The 23,253-nt window shown below is 45.7% G+C and carries 19 protein-coding genes and 4 tRNA genes; 1 reads left to right on the forward strand and 22 read right to left on the reverse strand.

What is annotated here, in order from left to right; genetic code table 11:
• The 10 genes from R8O10_RS07505 to pncC all read right to left on the reverse strand — a co-directional run bounded on the left by R8O10_RS07505 (nucleotide 1) and on the right by pncC (nucleotide 7,550).
• Nucleotides 1-73 (reverse strand) — tRNA-Arg (locus R8O10_RS07505).
• 85 nt (nucleotides 74-158) lie between these two features.
• Nucleotides 159-250, reverse strand: a tRNA-Ser gene (locus R8O10_RS07510).
• Between the two features lie 29 nt (nucleotides 251-279).
• A tRNA-Arg gene (locus tag R8O10_RS07515) sits at nucleotides 280-356 on the reverse strand.
• 31 nt (nucleotides 357-387) lie between these two features.
• Nucleotides 388-479: transfer RNA gene (locus R8O10_RS07520), tRNA-Ser, on the reverse strand.
• Between the two features lie 334 nt (nucleotides 480-813).
• Nucleotides 814-1,011, reverse strand: coding sequence for a carbon storage regulator CsrA (csrA, locus tag R8O10_RS07525; protein ID WP_004415691.1), 198 nt, complete (start codon nucleotides 1,009-1,011; stop codon nucleotides 814-816).
• Between the two features lie 92 nt (nucleotides 1,012-1,103).
• Nucleotides 1,104-2,291 (reverse strand): aspartate kinase, encoded by a 1,188-nt coding sequence (locus R8O10_RS07530; RefSeq protein WP_005383803.1) that lies wholly within the window; start codon nucleotides 2,289-2,291, stop codon nucleotides 1,104-1,106.
• Nucleotides 2,292-2,503: 212 nt separating this feature from the next.
• On the reverse strand, nucleotides 2,504-5,086 hold the full coding sequence (gene alaS / locus R8O10_RS07535) for an alanine--tRNA ligase (RefSeq protein ID WP_005380872.1): 2,583 nt from the start codon (nucleotides 5,084-5,086) through the stop codon (nucleotides 2,504-2,506).
• Nucleotides 5,087-5,228: 142 nt separating this feature from the next.
• On the reverse strand, nucleotides 5,229-5,696 hold the full coding sequence (recX, locus tag R8O10_RS07540) for a recombination regulator RecX (RefSeq protein ID WP_017633543.1): 468 nt from the start codon (nucleotides 5,694-5,696) through the stop codon (nucleotides 5,229-5,231).
• Between the two features lie 127 nt (nucleotides 5,697-5,823).
• Nucleotides 5,824-6,867 carry a recombinase RecA gene (recA, locus tag R8O10_RS07545; RefSeq protein ID WP_005380874.1) on the reverse strand — a complete coding sequence of 348 codons (1,044 nt, stop codon included), beginning with the start codon at nucleotides 6,865-6,867 and terminating at the stop codon, nucleotides 5,824-5,826.
• 200 nt (nucleotides 6,868-7,067) lie between these two features.
• Complete coding sequence (pncC, locus tag R8O10_RS07550; protein ID WP_017633544.1) at nucleotides 7,068-7,550, reverse strand: nicotinamide-nucleotide amidase; 483 nt, start codon at nucleotides 7,548-7,550, stop codon at nucleotides 7,068-7,070.
• Nucleotides 7,551-7,634: 84 nt separating this feature from the next.
• On the opposite strand from pncC, the gene mutS reads away from it, so the two are divergent.
• The gene (gene mutS, locus R8O10_RS07555; RefSeq protein WP_182016911.1) at nucleotides 7,635-10,196 is read left to right on the forward strand and encodes a DNA mismatch repair protein MutS; all 2,562 of its coding nucleotides are present in this window, start codon (nucleotides 7,635-7,637) and stop codon (nucleotides 10,194-10,196) included.
• 82 nt (nucleotides 10,197-10,278) lie between these two features.
• Here the strand turns inward: mutS and rpoS are convergent, their stop codons facing one another.
• From rpoS to relA, 12 genes are all read right to left on the reverse strand, one after another.
• On the reverse strand, nucleotides 10,279-11,265 hold the full coding sequence (rpoS, locus tag R8O10_RS07560) for an RNA polymerase sigma factor RpoS (protein ID WP_005380887.1): 987 nt from the start codon (nucleotides 11,263-11,265) through the stop codon (nucleotides 10,279-10,281).
• 80 nt (nucleotides 11,266-11,345) lie between these two features.
• On the reverse strand, nucleotides 11,346-12,269 hold the full coding sequence (locus R8O10_RS07565) for a peptidoglycan DD-metalloendopeptidase family protein (protein ID WP_054577173.1): 924 nt from the start codon (nucleotides 12,267-12,269) through the stop codon (nucleotides 11,346-11,348).
• A 13-nt stretch (nucleotides 12,270-12,282) separates the two neighbouring features.
• Nucleotides 12,283-12,909: a protein-L-isoaspartate(D-aspartate) O-methyltransferase gene (locus R8O10_RS07570; RefSeq protein ID WP_005380892.1), complete on the reverse strand. Its 627-nt coding sequence runs from the start codon at nucleotides 12,907-12,909 to the stop codon at nucleotides 12,283-12,285.
• Entirely contained in the window at nucleotides 12,909-13,685 is a 777-nt protein-coding gene (surE, locus tag R8O10_RS07575; RefSeq protein WP_005380894.1) for a 5'/3'-nucleotidase SurE, read from the reverse strand. The genes R8O10_RS07570 and surE overlap by 1 nt, the downstream gene beginning before the upstream one ends.
• Nucleotides 13,685-14,728 carry a tRNA pseudouridine(13) synthase TruD gene (gene truD / locus R8O10_RS07580; RefSeq protein WP_318191263.1) on the reverse strand — a complete coding sequence of 348 codons (1,044 nt, stop codon included), beginning with the start codon at nucleotides 14,726-14,728 and terminating at the stop codon, nucleotides 13,685-13,687. Before truD ends, surE begins: the two co-directional genes overlap by 1 nt.
• A gap of 45 nt (nucleotides 14,729-14,773) precedes the next feature.
• Nucleotides 14,774-15,250, reverse strand: coding sequence for a 2-C-methyl-D-erythritol 2,4-cyclodiphosphate synthase (gene ispF, locus R8O10_RS07585; protein ID WP_009707591.1), 477 nt, complete (start codon nucleotides 15,248-15,250; stop codon nucleotides 14,774-14,776).
• Between the two features lie 14 nt (nucleotides 15,251-15,264).
• Entirely contained in the window at nucleotides 15,265-15,972 is a 708-nt protein-coding gene (ispD, locus tag R8O10_RS07590; protein WP_318191270.1) for a 2-C-methyl-D-erythritol 4-phosphate cytidylyltransferase, read from the reverse strand.
• Nucleotide 15,973: 1 nt separating this feature from the next.
• Nucleotides 15,974-16,255, reverse strand: coding sequence for a cell division protein FtsB (ftsB, locus tag R8O10_RS07595; protein WP_005436434.1), 282 nt, complete (start codon nucleotides 16,253-16,255; stop codon nucleotides 15,974-15,976).
• Nucleotides 16,256-16,594: 339 nt separating this feature from the next.
• Nucleotides 16,595-17,896 carry a phosphopyruvate hydratase gene (gene eno / locus R8O10_RS07600; RefSeq protein WP_005425372.1) on the reverse strand — a complete coding sequence of 434 codons (1,302 nt, stop codon included), beginning with the start codon at nucleotides 17,894-17,896 and terminating at the stop codon, nucleotides 16,595-16,597.
• A 78-nt stretch (nucleotides 17,897-17,974) separates the two neighbouring features.
• The gene (locus tag R8O10_RS07605; RefSeq protein WP_021034029.1) at nucleotides 17,975-19,615 is read right to left on the reverse strand and encodes a CTP synthase; all 1,641 of its coding nucleotides are present in this window, start codon (nucleotides 19,613-19,615) and stop codon (nucleotides 17,975-17,977) included.
• 205 nt (nucleotides 19,616-19,820) lie between these two features.
• The gene (mazG, locus tag R8O10_RS07610) at nucleotides 19,821-20,624 is read right to left on the reverse strand and encodes a nucleoside triphosphate pyrophosphohydrolase (protein ID WP_318191264.1); all 804 of its coding nucleotides are present in this window, start codon (nucleotides 20,622-20,624) and stop codon (nucleotides 19,821-19,823) included.
• A gap of 350 nt (nucleotides 20,625-20,974) precedes the next feature.
• Nucleotides 20,975-23,194 (reverse strand): GTP diphosphokinase, encoded by a 2,220-nt coding sequence (relA, locus tag R8O10_RS07615; RefSeq protein WP_005393896.1) that lies wholly within the window; start codon nucleotides 23,192-23,194, stop codon nucleotides 20,975-20,977.
• Nucleotides 23,195-23,253: the final 59 nt, after the last annotated feature.

The following is a 23,253-nucleotide window of genomic DNA, read 5'->3' on the forward strand; positions in this document are numbered from 1 at the left end:
GCGTCCTGGAGGATTCGAACCTCCGACCGCCTGGTTCGTAGCCAGGTACTCTATCCAGCTGAGCTAAGGACGCGCAGATCTTCTTGCTAAGAAGTTGTGAAGTAAATCACATTCATTTCTTACGAAACAAAAAAAAGGCCATCGGGCCAGTCAATGAATGGCGGTGAAGGAGGGATTCGAACCCTCGATACGGGATAAACCGTATACTCCCTTAGCAGGGGAGCGCCTTCAGCCTCTCGGCCACCTCACCGTTTTCATTGTTATATCTCAAAAGAGATATGGCGCGTCCTGGAGGATTCGAACCTCCGACCGCCTGGTTCGTAGCCAGGTACTCTATCCAGCTGAGCTAAGGACGCACTTTTTGTTGATAAATCAACGTTGCAAGAATGGCGGTGAAGGAGGGATTCGAACCCTCGATACGGGATAAACCGTATACTCCCTTAGCAGGGGAGCGCCTTCAGCCTCTCGGCCACCTCACCGTCTTGCGGAGGCACATATTACGTTTTACCGAAAATATGTCAAACACTTTCTTTGAAAAAATCTACGAAACTGGCTTAACCGTTGCTGATTTAATCAAAGTGACTATTAAACGAACGTTATCACTCTATTATGATGAAAAAAAGAGAGTCTTCTCTGAAAAAAAGACATTTATTTTCAAATAACTTTCTGAAGTTCGAATCAACATTATTGATGAATTCACAGCCATACTCAACACAATAGTTTCTGCAAATTTTCAAAAACAGTAAAAACTAAAAAGGCCAACCCTTCGGTTAGCCTTTTTCATTCAAACTAAGCTCTGTAAACAGGAGCGACTTAGTAGTTACCTGAAGCAACGTTGCCATTGCCTTTTTCAGCTTGAATGCGCATGTAGATTTCTTCACGGTGAACTGAAACCTCTTTCGGAGCGTTAACGCCGATACGCACTTGGTTACCTTTAACACCTAGTACAGTTACAGTCACTTCATCACCAATCATCAGTGTTTCGCCTACGCGGCGAGTCAAAATTAGCATTCTTTGCTCCTTGAGTAATCTCTAAATTTTCTTGCTACAAAGCTATTATCCAACAAAAGTTATATTTTCGTAAACTACCTTGTTAGCGAAAATCAGCCTAAAAAGGCATGTTTTTGTTGAATGTTTAATGCTTCACTAGACGTAATGTAAGCATCATGCAGAATGTTTGCTGCTGTATCCACACATTCGGGTGCTAAAACTAGCATCATAGTGAGTGCATTCGTTGCGCTGAAATTGATCTCAATATCTCGCTTTGCCAACAAATCGCATGCGTGCTCTACCATTCCATTGGCCTCAAGCCCCACTGCGGTCAACAGGCTTACCACTTCACTATTACGGATTTTGTCGCTGAACACCAGATCGAACTTGGCACATGCATCTTGTTTTATCATGATGCCTGCCCGTTCTGTTTCCTCGATCACATTCCAAATGTCGATACCCAACATCTGACATTGTTTTGTAGCACTAGATAAATGTTCTTTATCGACTTCGATTATGGCAAGGTCACGTTGAATGGCTATACCAGAGACGGCTTGATTGCCTAACTCCCCCTTTACCAGACTGCCTTCATTAACATCAAATGTCGAAAGCACGCGCAGTGGCACATTATTCTTCCATGCAAATTGCACTGAAGGTAAATGTAATACTTTCGCGCCTCGGCTTGCCATCGCTTCCATGGAAGGAAAATCGATAACCGCCAATTTTCGCGCGTTTTTCACTACACGTGGGTCACAAGTATAAATACCATCAACGTCGGTAAAGATTTGACACTCATCAGCGCGCAATGCGCCTGCCAGTGCCACAGCGCTCGTATCTGAGCCACCTCGACCTAATGTGGTGATATCCCCGTTCTCATTCACACCTTGAAAGCCTGCAACAATCACGATTTGGTCTTGCTCAAGCAATCCCAGAATTGTCTTAGTATCAATGTGTTTAATCGTTGCGTCATTGTGTTGATTATCCGTCACAATATTCGCCTGTGCTCCGGTAAGCGAGCGTGCAGCATGACCCAATTTATTGAGTGTCATTGCTAACAGTGCCATTGACACTTGCTCACCAGCAGAGAGCAAAACATCAAGTTCTCGAGCTGTAGGCACGCTATCTATCTGTTTAGCGAGGTCCATCAGTCTGTTTGTTTCGCCTGACATTGCAGACACGACAACAACAACTTGATTGCCATCATTTTTCGCCTTAATGATGTGTTCAGCAACTTGGTGGATTCTTTCAATTGAACCCACTGAGGTTCCGCCAAACTTTTGCACGATAAGGGGCTTTTTCACCAGTCTTCACCTTCCCAAGACCGAAGTCTCTTTAGAACTGCTTACATCGTCAGTATTTCCTTTTAGAAAAATTATATAAGCAGTAGTTACAACAAAAACCAAATAGCCTAAATGACTCGGTTAACTTTTGGTCAATTAAACCACTTGGCTGCTAAAAAAAATTACGCTCAATCAAAGAAACTTGATTGAGCGTAATTTTAGTAGTTAAAAGCTTATAAGCGCTCTTCTAACCAAGGCTGAACTGTTTTAATTGCCTCTGGTAGTGCGGCTACATCAGTACCACCAGCTTGAGCCATGTCAGGACGACCACCGCCCTTACCACCGACTTGCTCAGCAATCATCTTAACTAGATCACCAGCTTTTACTTTACCAGTTAGATCTTTAGTCACACCAGCAATCAGGCCAACCTTGTCACCTGTTACGTTAGCAAGCAGTACGACACCAGACCCCATTTGGTTCTTGATGTCATCAACCATAGTACGTAGGTTCTTGCTGTCAGCGCCTTCAAGAGCTGCGACTAGAACTTTTGTACCATTGACTTCAACCGCTTTGCCCATGATGTTAGCGCTTTCTGCTGCCGCCATCTTATCTTTTAGCTTCTGCACTTCTTTCTCTAGCGCTTTTGCTTTCTGTGCAGATTCTGCCAGTTTCTCTTCATACTTCGCGTTTTGAGCTTCAATCGCGTCTAATGCAGCCTCGCCTGTTACCGCCTCAATACGTCGAATACCTGCAGCAATGCCGCTTTCTGAAGTGATTTTGAATAGGCCAATATCACCTGTGCTTGATGCGTGAATACCACCGCAAAGCTCTGTCGAGAAATCACCCATAGACAGTACGCGTACTTCGTCATCGTACTTCTCACCAAACAGTGCCATTGCGCCTTTCTTCTTAGCAGACTCAATGTCCATCACGTTGGTTTCAATCGTGTGGTTGCGACGAATTTGCGCGTTAACTAGGCGCTCAACTTCTTTCAGTTCTGCTGCAGTTACGGCTTCTAGGTGTGAGAAGTCGAAACGTAGGTTGTCTGCCTTCACTAATGAGCCTTTCTGCGTTACGTGCTCACCTAAAACTTGGCGTAGTGCTGCGTGTAGCAAGTGCGTTGCTGAATGGTTTAGAGAGATAGCTGCGCGACGCTCTGCGTCAACGATAGTTGCTACTTCATCACCTTTCGCTAGAACGCCTTCTGCCATTACACCGTGGTGCGCGATTGCGTTACCTAGTTTTTGAGTGTCCTCAACGCGGAATACACCAGACTCAGTACGGATTTCACCAGCGTCACCACACTGACCGCCTGACTCTGCGTAGAATGGTGTTTCACCAAGTACGATGATTGCTTTGTCGCCCGCAGATAGAGAATCTACTTCGTTGCCTTCAACGAACATCGCTGCTACAGAACTAGAGCCTTTAGTACCTGTGTAACCACAGAATTCTGTTTGCGTATCAACTTTGATTGCTGCGTTGTAGTCAGTACCAAAGTTACCCGCTTCACGCGCACGTTGACGCTGCTCTTCCATCGCTTTCTCAAAACCTTCTTCGTCGATTGCGAACTCACGCTCACGTGCTACGTCGTTAGTTAAGTCAGCTGGGAAGCCGTAAGTGTCGTAAAGTTTAAATACGGTTTCGCCGTCCAGTACTTTACCGTCTAGGTTATCTAATGCTTCGTTTAGAATCGCCATACCGCGCTCAAGTGTACGACCAAAGTTTTCTTCTTCGATACGCAGTACTTTTTCAACCACAGCTTGTTGACGCTTCAGCTCTTCACCAGCCGTACCCATGATGTCAGCTAGAACGCCAACCAACTTGTGGAAGAATGCACCTTGTGCGCCCAGCTTGTTACCGTGACGAACTGCACGACGGATGATACGGCGTAATACGTAACCTCGACCTTCGTTTGAAGGCATAACGCCATCCACGATCAGGAATGAACATGAACGTATGTGGTCAGCGATAACGCGTAGTGATTGGTTTGATAGGTCTTCGTAACCGATCACTTCTGCTGCTGCTTTGATAAGAGCTTGGAATACATCGATTTCGTAGTTTGAGTGAACGCCCTGCATGATTGCAGAGATACGCTCGATACCCATACCAGTATCTACCGATGGTTTTGGTAGCGGTTCCATAGTCCCGTCTGCGTGACGGTTGAACTGCATGAATACGTTGTTCCAGATCTCGATGAAACGGTCACCATCTTCTTCAGGCGTGCCAGGACGTCCACCCCAGATGTGCTCACCGTGATCGTAGAAGATTTCAGTACATGGACCACAAGGGCCAGTGTCGCCCATTTGCCAGAAGTTATCAGACTCGTACGGCTTGCCGCCTTCTTTATCACCAATGCGAACAATACGATCAGCGGGTACGCCAACTTTCTTGTTCCAGATGTCAAACGCTTCGTCATCGGTTTCGTAAACAGTTACCAATAAACGATCCGCTGGCAGTTTAAGAACTTCGGTTAGGAATTCCCAAGCAAAGGAGATCGCATCTTCTTTGAAGTAATCGCCAAAGCTGAAGTTGCCTAACATTTCAAAGAATGTGTGGTGACGAGCAGTAAAGCCAACATTTTCTAGGTCGTTATGTTTGCCACCAGCACGTACGCAACGCTGAGCCGTAGTCGCTCGAGTGTAGGCTCGTTTTTCTAAGCCTAAGAAACAATCTTTAAATTGGTTCATACCTGCGTTTGTGAACAGCAGGGTTGGGTCGTTATGTGGAACTAACGATGAACTTTCTACGATTTGGTGTCCTTTGCTCTCAAAGAACTTGAGGAACGCGTTACGAACCTCATCAGTGCTCATGTACATGCAGCTCTTCCTGAAAATAGTCGAGTTAGAATTTTGCCGTATTGTAGATCATGCAAACAGCTGAGACTAGTTTTCTTGAGGAAAAGAGGGAGTAGGAGAAAAAATTTGAAGCAAAACAAAAATCAGTGCGGACGACTGACCGTTAATCTTCGTCCTCAAAGCTCAGCGCGTAGCTGATTTGGTCAAAACTGTAGCCACGATATTGCAGAAAACGAACTTGTTTTGCGTACTCTTTTTGGTCTTTGGCTTTAATACCTTTGAATTTCTTTTCTGCCGCCTGTTTAGCCAGTTCAAACCAATCTTGCGGCTCTTCAGCCATAGCTTGCTCAATCACCGACTCCGCAACACGCTTCTGGTTTAACTCTTGACGAATTCGACGCTCTCCATGTCCTTTGTATACATGCTGTCTAATTTGACTCTTCGCGTAACGTAAATCATCTAAATAGTTATGGTCTAGGCAAAAATTAATTGCGATGTCGATGTCTGATTCTTCATAGCCCTTCATCGATAATTTTTGGTAAAGCTCATACTGACCATGATCGCGACGGCTAAGCAATTGGATAGCAGCCTCTTTGCTCGATAATGTTGGCGCCTGGCGTTTTTGGTACATGATGATCCTAAAAGTATTTTTGCTGTACAGGCTCTCAATGGCCTTTGTGATAATTCGATTTTTGATTTCAATAGATACAACAAAGCCCCGCATTGCAGGGCTTTGTCATTTATTAATCTATGAGAGATTAAAACTCTTCAGCTTGCTCTGGCGCTTCACCAGCTTCAGGCGCTTCCGCAAGTGCTGGCGCTAGCAACATTTCACGCAGTTTTGTATCGATAGTTTTAGCCACTTCAGGATGCTCACGCAGGTAGTTACACGCATTCGCTTTACCTTGACCAATCTTATCGCCATTGTAGCTATACCAAGCACCGGCTTTTTCAACTAACTTGTGCTTCACACCTAGATCGACAAGTTCACCTTCGCGGTTAAAGCCTTGGCCGTACATGATTTGTGTGTTTGCTTCTTTAAATGGTGCTGCAATCTTATTCTTAACAACTTTGATGCGCGTTTCGTTACCTACGACTTCGTCACCTTCTTTGATTGCGCCAGTACGACGGATATCTAGACGAACAGAAGCGTAGAACTTAAGTGCGTTACCACCTGTTGTTGTTTCTGGGTTACCAAACATCACACCAATCTTCATACGGATTTGGTTGATGAAGATACACATACAGTTAGACTGCTTTAGGTTACCCGTTAGCTTACGCATTGCTTGAGAAAGCATACGTGCTTGCAGACCCATGTGGCTATCGCCCATTTCGCCTTCGATTTCTGCTTTCGGTGTTAGCGCTGCAACAGAGTCGACAACCATAACATCGATAGCACCAGAACGTGCAAGTGCGTCACAGATCTCTAGCGCTTGCTCACCTGTGTCTGGCTGAGAAACTAGCAATGCATCGATATCTACGCCAAGTTTCTTCGCGTATACAGGATCTAGAGCGTGCTCTGCATCGATAAACGCACAAGTTTTGCCTTCACGTTGCGCAGCAGCAATAAGCTCAAGCGTTAATGTTGTTTTACCTGAAGATTCTGGGCCGTAGATTTCTACGATACGACCCATTGGTAGACCACCAGCACCCAAAGCGATATCAAGAGAAAGAGAACCCGTTGAGATGGTTTCTACGTCCATTGCGCGGTTATCACCAAGGCGCATGATAGAGCCTTTACCGAATTGCTTTTCAATTTGACCTAGCGCAGCGGCGAGCGCTTTCTGTTTGTTCTCGTCCATTACTTTCTCCGATTTATTCATCTTCTTTGGGCGACGAATAGTAATTCATTTTTCTTAAGCAGAAGAACTGCTCAGCAATGAAAGTTATTATACTGTTGATTCATACAGTGTCCATACCTGTATGAAAAAAATTTGGCTGACCTAAAGTCGTGATTTGCTCTAGCCCTTATCAATGCTGGGCTAAAACAATTTAAGAAATTCTAGAGTAGATGTTGATACAATTGAGTCAGCGCATGCTCGACCGCTTTTTTGCGAACTTCTGCACGGTCACCAGTAAAATGCATGGTTTCGACTTGCTGCCAACTTTGATTATCAGCAAAAGCAAAGCAGACCATGCCGACTGGTTTCTCTTCACTGCCACCACCCGGCCCTGCAATACCACTGATGGACACACCGATGGTCGCATTGGAGTTTTTAATTGCACCCTGTACCATTTCAATCACAACTGGCTCACTCACTGCACCATGCGCTTCTAACGTTGAAGCTTGCACACCAAGCATCTCCATTTTCGCTTCATTACTGTAGGTGACAAACGCACGGTCAAGCCACGCTGAACTACCAGCAATGTCAGTAATGGCGGTTGCAACACCACCACCTGTGCATGATTCTGCGGTCGTTAAAAGATGCCCGTGTTTAGCCAATAATGCGCCTAAATCGGCACTCAATTTTGTTGTTTTTTCCATAGCCAAAATGCCCTTTGTCTCTTTTTACTTGATAGGGATTCACGTATCCTAAGCCGCTACGGAAATAAACAAAAGAACTTACCTGTGAAAGCTGAACAAAAACACACTCCGATGATGCAGCAATACCTCAAGCTAAAGGCTGAGAACCCAGAGATTTTGCTGTTCTACCGCATGGGCGATTTCTACGAACTCTTTTACGATGATGCCAAGCGAGCTTCTCAGCTTCTTGATATTTCATTGACCAAACGTGGTGCGTCTGCAGGTGAACCTATCCCAATGGCGGGTGTGCCATTTCACGCCGTAGAGGGCTACCTGGCAAAACTTGTTCAGCTTGGTGAGTCTGTGGCGATCTGTGAACAGATTGGCGATCCGGCCACCAGCAAGGGACCGGTAGAACGTAAAGTTGTGCGTATCGTGACACCAGGTACTGTGACGGATGAAGCGCTGCTTTCTGAGCGTGTCGATAACTTAATCGCAGCAATTTACCATCACAACGGTAAGTTCGGTTATGCGACGCTGGATGTCACCTCTGGTCGCTTCCAACTGACAGAACCAGAAACTGAAGAAGCGATGACAGCCGAGCTTCAACGCACTGCACCACGTGAGCTACTGTTCCCAGAAGATTTTGAACCTGTACATTTAATGGCGAGCCGCAATGGTAACCGTCGTCGCCCAGTCTGGGAGTTTGAGCTTGATACGGCTAAGCAACAACTCAATCAACAATTTGGCACAAAAGATCTGGTTGGTTTTGGTGTAGAACATGCGTCCTTAGGGTTATGTGCTGCTGGTTGTTTGATCCAGTACGTAAAAGATACTCAACGTACGGCTTTACCTCATATTCGCTCTTTAACGTTTGATCATCAGGATCAATCCGTCATCCTTGATGCTGCTACCCGACGTAATCTGGAAATTACTCAAAATCTAGCAGGCGGAACCGATAACACGCTCGCTGCAGTACTCGACCATTGTGCTACTCCGATGGGCAGCCGAATGCTGAAGCGTTGGTTGCATCAGCCTATGCGTTGCATTGAAACGTTAAACAATCGTCTTGATGCGATTGGTGAGATTAAAGAACAAGCTCTGTTTGCCGATCTTCAACCAACGTTAAAGCAAATTGGTGATATTGAACGTATCTTAGCGCGCCTTGCATTACGCTCTGCTCGCCCTCGCGATATGGCTAGACTTCGCAATGCCATGCAACAGCTACCAGAGCTAGAATCTGTCACCGCTTCTTTGACCCATCCGTACCTAACGAAATTGGCGAAGTATGCAGCTCCGATTGACGAAGTATGTGACCTGTTAGAGCGCGCGATTAAAGAAAATCCGCCGGTTGTTATTCGTGATGGTGGCGTCATCGCTGAAGGCTACAATGCGGAGCTCGATGAATGGCGAAAATTGGCAGATGGTGCAACAGAATATCTTGAGCAGCTTGAGCGAGATGAGCGTGAACGACACGGTATCGATACGCTTAAAGTAGGCTACAACAACGTTCATGGCTTCTTTATCCAAGTAAGCCGTGGCCAGAGCCATTTGGTTCCACCGCATTATGTACGTCGCCAAACACTCAAAAACGCTGAACGCTACATCATCCCAGAGCTTAAGGAACACGAAGACAAAGTACTTAACTCGAAATCTAAAGCGTTAGCACTTGAGAAACAGTTGTGGGAAGAACTGTTTGATCTATTGATGCCAAACCTTGAGAAGCTGCAAAACCTAGCTTCTGCCCTGTCTCAACTGGATGTATTACAAAACCTATCAGAGCGTGCAGATTCGTTAGATTACTGCCGTCCAACGCTTGTGAAAGACGCAGGAATTCACATTCAAGCTGGTCGTCATCCAGTCGTAGAACAAGTAACAACAGAGCCGTTCATCGCGAACCCAATTGAGCTTAACCCAGCCCGTAAGATGTTGATCATCACCGGTCCAAACATGGGTGGTAAATCAACCTACATGCGTCAAACTGCGCTGATTGCATTGATGGCACATATCGGCTCTTATGTACCGGCAGAATCCGCACAGATTGGTTCTTTAGATCGTATATTTACTCGTATTGGTGCGTCAGATGATCTTGCATCTGGCCGCTCGACCTTCATGGTAGAAATGACCGAAACAGCCAATATTCTTCACAACGCAACTAAGAATAGTTTGGTGCTAATGGATGAAATCGGACGTGGTACTAGTACTTACGACGGTCTGTCTTTAGCTTGGGCAAGTGCGGAATGGCTCGCAACACAAATTGGTGCGATGACCCTATTTGCAACCCACTACTTCGAATTAACAGAGTTACCAAGCCAACTGCCAAACTTAGCGAACGTTCACTTGGATGCCGTAGAACATGGAGACAGCATTGCCTTTATGCACGCAGTTCAAGAAGGTGCGGCAAGTAAGTCTTACGGCCTGGCTGTTGCGGGCTTAGCAGGCGTACCAAAAATGGTCATCAAAAATGCGCGTAACAAGCTATCTCAGCTAGAGCAACTGGGGCAAAACAGTGACACACCACGTCCAAGTGCAGTAGATGTGGCTAACCAGTTGAGCCTGATTCCAGAGCCTAGCGAGGTCGAACAAGCTCTGTCAGGTATTGATCCTGACGACTTAACGCCACGCCAAGCTCTTGAAGAGCTGTATCGCTTGAAGAAGATGCTGTAAACAGACTCACACCAACGAGAAAAAAAGAAAGAAGGCTATGGGGAACCATAGCCTTTTGTGTATCTAGTGAAATACGGATTATTTAATCGTCTTCTACGTTAAACAAGTTTTCCATATTCAAACCTTGTTTGATTAGGACTTCACGAAGACGACGTAAACCTTCCACTTGTATTTGACGTACTCGCTCACGTGTCAGACCAATCTCTCGACCAACTTCTTCCAGCGTCGAAGGCTCGTAGCCTAGTAGGCCGAAGCGACGTGCAAGCACTTCTTTCTGTTTCGGATTCAACTCTTCTAACCAATGAATCAACGATGATTTGATGTCGTCATCTTGAGTCGAAACTTCTGGATCAGAGTTGTTTGCATCAGGAATAATATCCAGCAGCGCTTTCTCACCGTCACCACCGATTGGCGTGTCGACAGAGCTAATACGCTCATTAAGGCGTAACATTTTGCTTACGTCTTCGACTGGAATATCTAATTGAGCAGCAATTTCTTCTGCGGTCGGTTCGTGATCGAGCTTTTGAGAAAGTTCACGCGCAGTACGCAGATAAATGTTCAGCTCTTTCACTACATGGATAGGTAGACGGATCGTGCGAGTTTGGTTCATCAACGCTCGCTCTATCGTTTGTCGGATCCACCACGTTGCGTAAGTAGAGAAACGGAAACCACGTTCTGGGTCGAATTTTTCGACCGCTCGGATCAAGCCGAGGTTACCTTCTTCAATCAGATCAAGTAGTGCTAGACCACGGTTACTGTATCGACGAGAAATCTTAACAACCAAACGTAGGTTACTTTCGATCATACGTTTGCGTGCCGCTTCGTCGCCACGTAGGGCGCGTCTTGCGTAAAGCACTTCTTCTTCGGCAGTAAGTAAAGGTGAGAAGCCAATTTCGCCCAAATACAACTGAGTTGCATCTAAGCTTTTACTGCTCGCGTCAAATTCTTCACGCGCAGTCGCTTTGCTTTCTGTGGATGATGATCTTTCGAGTTCGTTATCAATGGTCTTCACTGACGCATTATCAAATGCAAACTCTTCAACTTTGGTTACTGTGTTGCTGATACTCATAACGCCTCCCCCTGGCGAGTTAGCAAGACATGACAACTCAATATGTCGCTAAATGATGTCGCAAGTTGTTTTTCAAAGTTTTAAGGCAAATAGCGTTTTGGATTCACTGATTTACCTTGATAGCGAATTTCAAAGTGTAGTTTGACCGACTTTGCACCTGAACTACCCATGGTGGCGATTTTTTGTCCGCTTTTTACGCTTTGTCCTTCTGTGACCAGCAGTTTGTCATTATGTGCGTATGCGCTTAAATAATTGTCGTTATGCTTTACTATAATTAAGTTGCCATAACCTCGTAGCGCATTGCCTGAATAAACGACTGTGCCGGCTGCGGTTGAAACGATAGGTTGACCACGCTGTCCTGCGATGTCGATACCTTTATTTCCCTGTTCTCCCGCCGAAAAGTTCTTGATTACTCTCCCTTTTGTTGGCCACAACCACTTTGAGACTTTATCACTCTTTTCTGTGGTAGTTGGCGCTTTTTGCTTCACTTTTTGGTTATCTTTTGAACCAACATACTCCTTTGTTTTCGATTGTTCAACCTTCTTTGGAGGCTGTTTTTGTACGACTTTAGGCTTAGTCTCTGTAGGTTTTTGACTAGAGTTTTTACTCGAAGGTTTAGGTTTAGAGGCTGTTGATGTTTTCGTCACTGGAGCTGGGGGTGTCGTAACAACAGGAGCTACAACGGGTTCAACTTTTTGACCATATTTAGGGGCGACATATTTCGGAGCCCAAAGTTTTAGCCTCTGTCCTGGGTAGATAGTGTAAGGCTGAGTTAACTCATTGTAACGAACAAGATCATTTACATCTTTATCTGTGACATAAGCTATGAAGTAAAGCGTATCGCCTTTTTTTACCTCATAATAACTCCCTCTGTAACTCCCTCTTTCAAGGCTTGAATAGTCTTTTTTTAGGCTAGAGACAGGTGCAGGGGAATGCGCTGCACAACCAACTAGTCCTGCAGCAAACACAAAGCTAATACCAATATGACGTAGTAACTTATTCACCTATCCCTAACCCTTAAGCTAAATCACCCGCAACCAGAGGTACGAACCGAACCATTTCTACAACGGTAGAGAGATATTCGTCTCCCTTACGCTCTATTTTTAATAACTGTTGCTCCGTATCTCCAACAGGAATGACCATTTTGCCGCCATCTCTTAATTGTGAGAGAAGAGCTTGGGGAATCACTTCAGCGGCAGCGGTAACAATGATAGCATCGAAAGGACCTCGCGCTTCCCAGCCCTGCCACCCATCAGCATGCTTAGTTGAAACATTGTAAATATCCAATTGCTTCAGGCGACGCTTTGCTTCCCATTGCAACGATTTAATTCGCTCAACGGAGTATACATGATCAACAATTTGCGCCAGTACCGCGGTTTGATAACCCGATCCCGTTCCGATTTCCAGAACACGACTCGCCGGCTCTAGCTCAAGCAACTCGGTCATACGCGCAACGATATAAGGCTGAGAAATAGTTTGTCCCTGACCAATTGGTAACGCATTGTTATCATAGGCTTGGTGCATCATCGCTTGAGAAACAAAGCTTTCTCGTGGCAAGCGTTGGATAGCATCCAGAACTCTTTGGTCTTTGATGCCACTGGAGATAAGAAACGCTATCAACCTGTCAGCATGTGGGTTACTCATTACTTCTCTTCCTTTAACCAACTATCCATAGCACGCAGCGACTCGTGAGCGGTGAGATCAACTTGCAGAGGCGTCATTGAAACTCGGCCATGCTCAATTGCATAAAAGTCCGTGCCCTCTCCTGCATCTTGCTCCTTTCCTGGTGGCCCTAACCAATAAATGTCATGGCCTCTCGGATCTTTCTGCTTGATCATATTCTCTGCGTGATGACGTGCACCTAAACGCGTAACTTCAATTTCACCTAAATTCTCTGATGGTAAGTCAGGCACGTTTACGTTCAGTAGACGATTCGTTGGAATCGGCGACGCTAAATGCTGTTGTACAATTTGACGTGCAATTTTAGCGGCGGATTCGAAATGTCGCTTACCCACTAGAGAAAAAGCCACCGACTGAACGCCAAGGAAATGACCTTCCATGGCTGCTGCTACTGTTCCAGAATAAAGAACATCATCACCCAAATTAGCGCCATGGTTGATTCCTGACAGAACAAGATCAGGCAAATCATCTTTCATTAGCTCATTCAGCGCGAAATGCACACAATCCGTGGGCGTGCCTTGCACTGAGTAGATATTTGGGGCAATTTCAGTCACGCGTAATGGTTGTTCTAATGTGAGTGAATTCGAAGCACCTGAACGATTTCGATCAGGTGCGACAATGGTCACTTCAGCGATATCTCTCAACTCATCAGCGAGGGCATGAATCCCTTGAGCATGAACACCATCATCATTGCTGATTAAGACTCTTAAGGGCTTCGGGTTTCGTGAATCCTGTTCCATTAGTATTCTCTTTCTACTTCAACCTCATTAACTAACTCACGAACAATAGAGGTCGCAAAAGATCCCGCATCCAGTGAGAAAGTCAGCGTAATGTTGTTACCTTCAACCGTCCAAGCTAAATCTTTTGGCTTCAGCGCAATATCGCGACGATCGTGGCGCATGCGATTACCACGAATCAGCGCCATGAGGTCAGGCTCTTCGTCTAAAAACGGTTGCTCTAATGCCAGAGCCTCGGCTTGAGTAGGCAGTGCATTATCGCCAGCAAGCGCAGCGGTAATTGCCGCTTCACCTTGTGCAAATTGCACTTGCAAATCAGTGATGTTGTTTGCATCAATCAACTGAGTGCCAGAATTCGTCTGTGCAATGTCACCATCAATGAACTTATCAAACACACAATTCTCTAGACGAGCTGAAACGATGCGGTTGAAAATCCACGAACGAGCCGCTGATAAATACATGCTTCGCTTGTTTTGATTGCGGGTACGAACGTTTTCGCGTCCCCATCGACGTGCTTCTTCAAGGTTGTTGCCATCGTTACCAAAACGCTGACTACCAAAGTAGTTTGGCACGCCAACTTGTTTCACTTTTTCAAGACGTTGCTCTACATCCGCTATATCTGTCACTTCAGACAAAGTAACCACGAACTCGTTCCCTACTAGGTCACCAGGACGCAGTTTTTTATTGTGACGATCTGTTGCAAGGATTTCGATACTTGGGTATTGAGCCAAAAACGCTGAAAAGTCTGGTGTTTCACCTTTTGGTAAATGCACGCTTAGCCACTGTTCAGTCACAGCATGACGGTCTTTAAGACCTGCCCAGCTGACGTCTTTCGACTTAACACCACAGGCTTTAGCTAACTCGTTAGCAACAAAGCTGGTGTTCTCACCGGTTTTACGGATACGAACCATTAAGTGCTCGCCTTCACCCGTAAAGGCAAAACCTAAATCTTCGCGAACCTGAAAGTGATCTGGTTGCGCTTTGATTTTTGCAGATGCAACTGGCTTACCTGTTAGGTAAGCCAATGAAGATAAAATGTCTGACATGATGTGTTTCCGCTGATATCACAGCTTAGAGGAGCAAATTGCTAGTTATTGCTTAAACAGAAGTACAACTGCTTCCGTTGCAATGCCTTCTTTGCGTCCAGTAAAACCAAGACGTTCTGTCGTCGTCGCTTTTACGTTAATGTTGTTAATGTCGGTTTCCAAGTCTTCGGCAATCGCTGCGCACATAGCTTCAATGTACGGAGCCATCTTAGGCGCTTGTGCAATGATAGTGATGTCAGCATTACCAAGTCGGTAGCCTTGTTCTTTGACTCGACGGTATACGTCTTTCAATAATTCACGGCTATCCGCGCCTTTCCATTTATCGTCGGTATCAGGGAAGTGGCGACCAATGTCACCCGCTGCGATCGCTCCTAACAAAGCATCACTCAACGCATGCAGTGCGACATCACCATCAGAATGAGCAATCAAACCTTGTTCGTAAGGAATCGCTACACCACCGATGATTACCGGACCTTCACCGCCGAATTTATGTACGTCGAAACCATGACCAATTCGAATCATTTTCTATCCTTTCTTTATTCGCCGCGCTCACGGCTTAGATAAAACTCGGCTAACGCAAGATCTTCTGGCTGAGTAATTTTTATATTATTCGCATTCCCTTGAACAAGTGCCGGCTTTTCGCCTAACCATTCCAAAGCCGAGGCTTCATCAGTGATGGTTGCACCTTGTTCTAATGCGTCAGCCAGTGCTTGAGTAAGCTGCTGAGTTTTAAACATTTGTGGGGTTAGTGCATGCCACAATGCTTCTCTATCTACCGTATGATCAATATCTTGTGCTGCGTTTGCTCGCTTCATTGTGTCTCTCACTGGAGAGGCAAGGATGCCACCTGTTGGGTGTGCGCTACAAACGTCGATCAAATGGTCAATATCGGATGTGAGAACACATGGTCTTGCTGCGTCGTGAACTAAAACCCACTCGCTCTCAAGATGTGTACTTACATAGTTTAGCCCTGAAAGCACAGAGTCTGCCCTTTCTTTACCACCAGCCACACGAATCACGTCTGGGTGCTGGGCAATGGACAGTTCAGGGTAGTATGGGTCACCGTCGGTAATAGCCACGACAACCTTAGAAATTTTTGGGTGAGAAAGCAGTTTTTCCACGGTATGTTCCAATACCGCTTTGCCGTCGATCAACAGGTACTGCTTTGGACGGTCTGCCTTCATTCGACTACCAACACCAGCAGCTGGCACGATAGCAATATGAGATGGTGAAGTATCCAACATCTTATTGTTCATCCTCACCTACGATTCGGTAGAAGGTTTCGCCATCTTTGACCAAACCAAGTTCGTGACGCGCACGTTCTTCGATCGCATCAAGGCCTTGTCGTAAGTCATCAATCTCAGCGAACATCTCGTTATTACGAGCTTGCAGCTTGCTGTTTACTTGCTGCTGCACTTCAATTTCATCTTCTACTGTGTAGTAGTCAGACACCCCGTTTTTGCCAAACCAGAGGGTATATTGAAGCCAGCCAAACAGTAACGTAAGGGCTATAACAAAGATTCGCATATCGTTGCTAACATTCTGTACCGGAAGGGATTAGATAAGGTGACATATATAGCATAAATGCGTGGTTGGCTCTAGGGTAGAAAAAGAGACTCACACGCTCCTTACAGGAAAAAAGCAGCAAAATGAAACAAAGAGACTTCCCTACCCTCTCCATCCTCGGTCTATCGAATGACAAATGAACGTGAGCAAAAGACATCAAAAAGCAAAGTTAGCTCCCATCTATCTAAGCGAGGCGTTCTCGAAGGGCGAAGCCCGTTCTCATATGTCAGATACAAAAACACCCCGCAAGTGCGAGGCGTTTTCAAAAGCTTTAAGTTAAGCGGTTAATTCAATTAAGAATTAAGCTTGACCTTTAACTTCTTTAAGACCGTTGAAAGGAGCGCGCTCACCTAGAGCTTCCTCGATACGGATTAGTTGGTTGTACTTAGCAACACGGTCAGAACGGCTCATAGAACCAGTTTTGATTTGACCTGCAGCTGTACCTACCGCTAGGTCAGCGATAGTTGCATCTTCAGTTTCGCCAGAACGGTGAGAGATTACTGCTGTGTAACCTGCGTCTTTAGCCATCTTGATTGCAGCTAGAGTCTCAGTTAGAGAACCGATTTGGTTGAACTTGATAAGGATAGAGTTAGCTACGCCTTTCTCGATACCTTCAGCAAGGATCTTAGTGTTAGTAACGAATAGGTCGTCACCTACTAGTTGAAGCTTGTCACCTAGTAGTTCAGTTTGGTGCTTGAAGCCAGCCCAATCAGACTCGTCTAGACCGTCTTCGATAGAAACGATTGGGAATTGGTTAGCTAGCTCAGCTAGGTAGTGGTTGAACTCTTCAGAAGTGAAAGTTTTACCTTCGCCTTTCATGTTGTAGATGCCAGCTTCTTTGTCGAAGAACTCAGATGCAGCACAGTCCATAGCTAGAGTAACGTCTTTACCTAGTTCGTAACCAGCAGCTGCAACAGCTTCTGCGATAACTTCTAGAGCTTCAGCGTTAGACTTAAGGTTAGGAGCGAAACCACCTTCATCACCAACTGCAGTGCTGTAGCCTTTAGACTTAAGAACTTTAGCTAGGTTGTGGAATACTTCAGCACCGATACGTAGACCTTCTTTAAGAGTCTTAGCACCAACTGGTTGGATCATGAACTCTTGGATGTCAACGTTGTTGTCTGCGTGCTCACCACCGTTGATGATGTTCATCATTGGTAGAGGCATAGAGAACTGACCAGCTGTGCCGTTTAGCTCAGCGATGTGCTCGTATAGAGGCATGCCTTTAGCTGCTGCTGCAGCTTTAGCGTTTGCTAGAGAAACAGCTAGGATAGCGTTCGCACCGAACTTAGATTTGTTTTCAGTGCCGTCTAGTTCGATCATTACTGCGTCGATTGCAGCTTGGTCTTTAGCGTCTTTGCCAACTAGAGCTTCAGCGATTGCGCCGTTTACAGCTTCAACAGCTTTAAGAACACCTTTACCTAGGAAACGTGCTTTGTCACCGTCACGTAGCTCAAGAGCTTCGCGAGAACCAGTAGATGCGCCAGATGGAGCTGCTGCCATACCTACGAAACCGCCTTCTAGGTGTACTTCAGCTTCAACAGTTGGGTTACCACGTGAGTCGATGATTTCACGACCTAGAACTTTAACGATCTTAGACATTAATGTTTCCTCTCGTTTCAAATATAAATGTCAATCTTAAAGGGCAGCAGCACAACCTTCGCCGCCGCCCGTATCCTTTTACTTCTCGAATTCGCCGCGTGCGTTTTGGCCCGCAGCCTTAACAAAACCTGCAAACAATGGATGTCCATCGCGAGGAGTCGAGGTGAATTCTGGGTGGAACTGAGCCGCTACAAACCATGGGTGAGCTGGGTTCTCAATCATTTCCACTAACTTCTTGTCCGCAGATAGACCTGATACTTTTAGGCCTGCTTTTTCGATTTGCGGACGAAGCACGTTATTCACTTCGTAACGGTGACGGTGACGTTCATGGATCGTCGCGCTACCGTACAGTTCACGAGCTTTAGTCCCTTTCTCTAGGTGACACAGCTGTGAACCAAGACGCATCGTACCGCCTAGGTCAGACTTTTCAGTACGCTCTTCTACGCTACCTGATTCGTCTACCCACTCTGTGATCAAACCTACCACAGGGTACTTCGTCTCTTTGTTAAATTCTGTTGAATGTGCACCTTCCATACCCGCAACGTTACGCGCGTATTCGATTAGTGCAACTTGCATACCCAAACAAATACCTAGGTAAGGCACGTTATTTTCACGTGCATATTGAGCCGCACGGATCTTACCTTCAATACCACGATCGCCGAAGCCACCTGGTACTAGGATCGCGTCCAAACCTTCTAGAAGTTCAACGCCTTTTGTTTCGATATCTTGTGAGTCTACATACTTAATTGTGACGCTTAGACGGTTTTTCAAGCCAGCGTGTTTAAGCGCTTCGTTCACAGATTTGTATGCATCTGGTAATTCAATGTATTTACCAACCATACCGATGGTTACTTCACCAGTAGGATTTGCTTCTTCGTAGATAACCTGTTCCCATTCAGAAAGGTCTGCTTCCGGAGCAGTAATACCAAAGCGAGCACACACAAGGTCATCTAGACCTTGAGATTTAATCAACTGAGGGATCTTGTAGATAGAGTCTACATCCTTCATTGAAATTACTGCTTTTTCTGGAACATTACAGAACAGTGCGATTTTTTTACGCTCATTCGCAGGAATAACGCGATCGCTACGGCAAACTAGGATATCTGGCTGAATACCGATAGATAGAAGTTCTTTTACAGAGTGTTGCGTCGGCTTAGTTTTCACTTCGCCCGCTGCCGCTAGGTAAGGAACAAGTGTTAGGTGCATGAACATTGCGCGCTCACGGCCTAGCTCAACAGCTAGCTGACGAATCGCTTCCATAAATGGTAGCGATTCGATATCACCAACAGTACCGCCAACTTCAACGATAGCCACATCATGGCCTTCAGAACCTGCAATAACGCGATCTTTGATTGCGTTAGTGATATGAGGGATAACTTGAATAGTTGCGCCTAGGTAGTCACCACGACGTTCTTTACGAAGTACGTCGGCATAAACACGACCTGCAGTGAAGTTGTTACGCTTGGTCATCTTGGTACGGATGAAACGCTCGTAGTGACCAAGGTCAAGGTCAGTCTCTGCGCCATCTTCTGTAACGAACACTTCACCGTGCTGAGTAGGGCTCATTGTGCCCGGGTCAACGTTGATGTAAGGGTCAAGCTTCATCATAGTCACTTTAAGACCACGAGCTTCTAGAATAGCCGCAAGAGATGCTGCTGCAATACCTTTACCTAGAGAGGATACAACCCCGCCAGTAACAAAAATGTAATTTGTCGTCATGTTTAACCTGAAATTGGTTGAATGAGGGAAATGGAGTGCTTCTGGACGGGAGATAAATATACCAGAAGCTCCTTACCGCCACAACGTGAAATCTATCACACCGTAATTTTTTATTTTTTGCTTCAAATCAAAGTGAGCAAAGACAAACCAAAGTCCGTTTTCGTGTAACCAAACAAGCTGACCTTATATTATGTATTCTGCCAGTTTACCTCTGCCTCGATTCTTCTTGTTTTACTTCATCCCAAAAATGGTCAAGTTCTGATAAAGAACAATCTGTAAGTACTTTGCCTGACTGCTGGACCTTGCCTTCAACTTGTTTAAAACGTCGCGCAAACTTTACGTTTGCTTTTCCTAGCGCGACTTCTGGGTTTTTATCAAGGTGGCGAGCCAAATTGACAGTCGCAAATAGCAAATCACCGAGCTCCAACTCAACTTTCTCTTCATCGGGCTGAACTTGCAGTGCCTCTTCCATGACTTCGTCAATTTCTTCTCGTACTTTATCGACAACCGGGCCAAGTGAATCCCAATCAAACCCAAATTTTGCACATTTTTTCTGAATTTTTGTAGCACGAGAAAGTGCCGGTAAAGAGTTTGGTATTGAGTCTAGGATACTTTCTTCCGCTTTGCCTACTAGGGCTTTTTCTTTTGCTTTTTCCGCTTCCCAGTTCGCGTTAATTTCCTCGTCAGATTCAAACTCAACATCTGAAAAAACATGCGGGTGGCGACGAGTCAGTTTTTCGTTCACGGTTTCGACGACATCCGAAAAGTCGAACAGCTCTTGCTCTTTCGCTAGCCGACTGTAAAAAATCACCTGAAACAACAAATCCCCTAGCTCTTCTTTTAGATTGGGCCAATCTCGATTTTGAATCGCGTCCACCACTTCGTAGGTTTCTTCTATAGTATGCGGAACGATGGTGTCAAAGGTTTGTTTTAAGTCCCAAGGGCAACCGTTTTCTGGGTCACGCAGCTTCGCCATGATTTGTTCTAACTGTTCAATTGGATGACTCATTTTTTGTTCCTTTAAACCTTTCTATTAAAGAAAAAGGTGAGCAGCCAAAACCACTCACCTTCTACATTATATTTTCTCAGCAGCTTTCACTAAGTAATTGTTACTTTGACAAGGCAACAAGTTTTCGCGACTCCTGAGCATAGCTCGCCTATGTGATGCCCCTGAGCCGGCACGTCGGAATAAGTGCAGCTAACGCAGATAAAAAGCCAAATATGACGCAAGTGTAACTCTGTAAATAGTCGAAGTTGTAGCTAGGCGACAAACAAACGAGACTCCTGAGCATGGTTCACCATGTGATGGAGCGAGTGCGTGCAGTCAACAACGCTACAACGATAACTATGACGAGAGTTTTAGCCGAGGCGTTTCACCGTCATGACATCCTTGATCTGTTCCACACGCTTCGAAACCCGCGAAAGCACCTCAATATTGGTGACTTCTAGGTCAAAGTCCATGATGGCAAGTTGACGTCTGTAGTCGACTCGGTTCTTCATACTGGTCACTTTGATCTTTTCGTTGGCGAACAGTGTCGTAATGTCTTTGAGTAGACCACCTCGCTCCATCGCTTCAACACGCACGGTGAGGATGTATGACCCCACAAAGCCGCTGCCCCAGACAGTATCAATGATACGCTCTGGCGCATGATGGCGCAGTTCTTCTAACTGTTCACAGTCACTACGGTGTACTGAAATGCCGCGACCTTGCGTGATGTAACCACAGATATCATCACCTGGAATCGGCTGACAGCAACGCGCTAGGTGCGTCATTAGATTATCGACACCTTCTACAACGACGGCGTCTTTTTTCGGTCGGCTTTGCGCTGGTGATTTGTGCTCTGCTTCTTGCAGTTTTTCCAGTGCTTGCTGGTCTTCTTCCTCTGCCGTTGGCTTGTTAACTAACGCGTTGATATGGTTAATGATTTGGTTGATGCGCAAATCACCGCTACCTACCCCAACATACAATTCATCTGGTGTTTTGACGTTAAACCGCTTGAGGGCGTAATGCTCTGCATCTTTTAACGTTGCGCCAATTTTGGCTAACTCATGCTCAAGGATTTCACGACCTGCTTCAAGGTTCTTCTCACGGCTTTGTTTTCGGAACCAGGCGTTAATTTTGGCACGCGCACGACCAGAATGAACGAAGCCTAATGATGGGTTTAACCAGTCACGTGATGGGTTAGGTTCTTTCTGAGTGATAATCTCGACTTGGTCACCCATATGTAATTTATGCGTGAACGGCACAATACGACCTCCGACTTTGGCACCGATACAACGGTGTCCCACTTCGGAGTGAATGTGATAGGCAAAATCTAGCGGCGTTGCCCCCATTGGCAAATCGACAACATCACCACGTGGTGTAAAGGCATAAACACGGTCATCAAAGACTTGGCTACGCAGCTCATCGAGCATTTCGCCAGAGTCAGACATTTCTTCTTGCCAATCCAGTAGCTTACGCAGCCACGTGATCTTCTCATCATAACCGCTTCGGCTGCTTGCCCCTTCTTTATATTTCCAGTGCGCTGCAACCCCCAGTTCCGACTCTTCATGCATTTGCTTGGTACGAATCTGGATCTCGATGGTTTTGCCTTCTGGCCCTAGAATTACTGTATGGATCGATTGATAACCGTTTGGTTTAGGGTTAGCAACGTAGTCATCAAACTCGCTCGGTAGGTGCTTGTATTTGGTGTGAACTACGCCTAAAGCCGCGTAACAATCTTGCAGTTTGTCTGCGATGATACGCACTGCTCGCACATCAAACAGCTCATCAAAGGCCAAACTCTTTTTCTGCATTTTTCGCCAAATGCTGTAGATGTGCTTAGGTCGACCACTCACTTCGGCATTGATGCCCGATACTTCCATTTCGTGCGTGAGGTCTTCAACAAAGTCTTTGATGTACTGTTCACGAACGATGCGTCGCTCAGAAAGCTGTTTGGCAATTTGTTTGTAAGTTTCCGGTTGTTGGTAGCGGAAAGCGTAATCTTCAATTTCCCATTTCAGCTGACCGATGCCTAATCGGTTTGCTAGCGGCGCATAGATGTTGGCACACTCTTTTGCCGCCGCACGTCGAACTTCATCTGGCGCTTTTTTAACTTCAATAAGGTTACAAATTCGTTCCGCGAGCTTGATAACTACGCAGCGGAAGTCATCCACCATGGCAAGCAGCATGCGGCGTACGTTATCTACCTGAGATGACGCTGCACTGCCTTCCATGTTGACGTTGAGTTGGCCAATAGCAGCCATTTCTTCAACGCCGTCGATTAATTTTATGATTTCTTTGCTGTATTTCTCTTCCAGAATTTCTCTGTTGAAAGCACCACTTGAAACCAAAGGAAACAGTTGAGCAGCCACTAAAGTGGCTTGATCCATAGACAAGGTGATCAAAATTTCGATCATTTCTCGTCCACGCCACAACAACAGTTCCGCTTGCTCGTTATCAGCTAATACTGTCTGGCAATCTCGATATACTTCGATTAAGCGTGAGGCTGTGTTTTTCTCTTGTCCTAGGCTAGCCACCCAGTTTTCGAGTTCAAACTGTTCATCTTGGTTTAAATGCGCGCTTCTTACCGCAACCATCTCATCATCCTAATTATTATATTCGTGTGGTTTGACTAACACCGTCCAGGTTAGTTCTT

The organism is Vibrio sp. 1727, assembly GCF_033344415.1.
GTDB classification, from domain to species: domain Bacteria; phylum Pseudomonadota; class Gammaproteobacteria; order Enterobacterales; family Vibrionaceae; genus Vibrio; species Vibrio alginolyticus.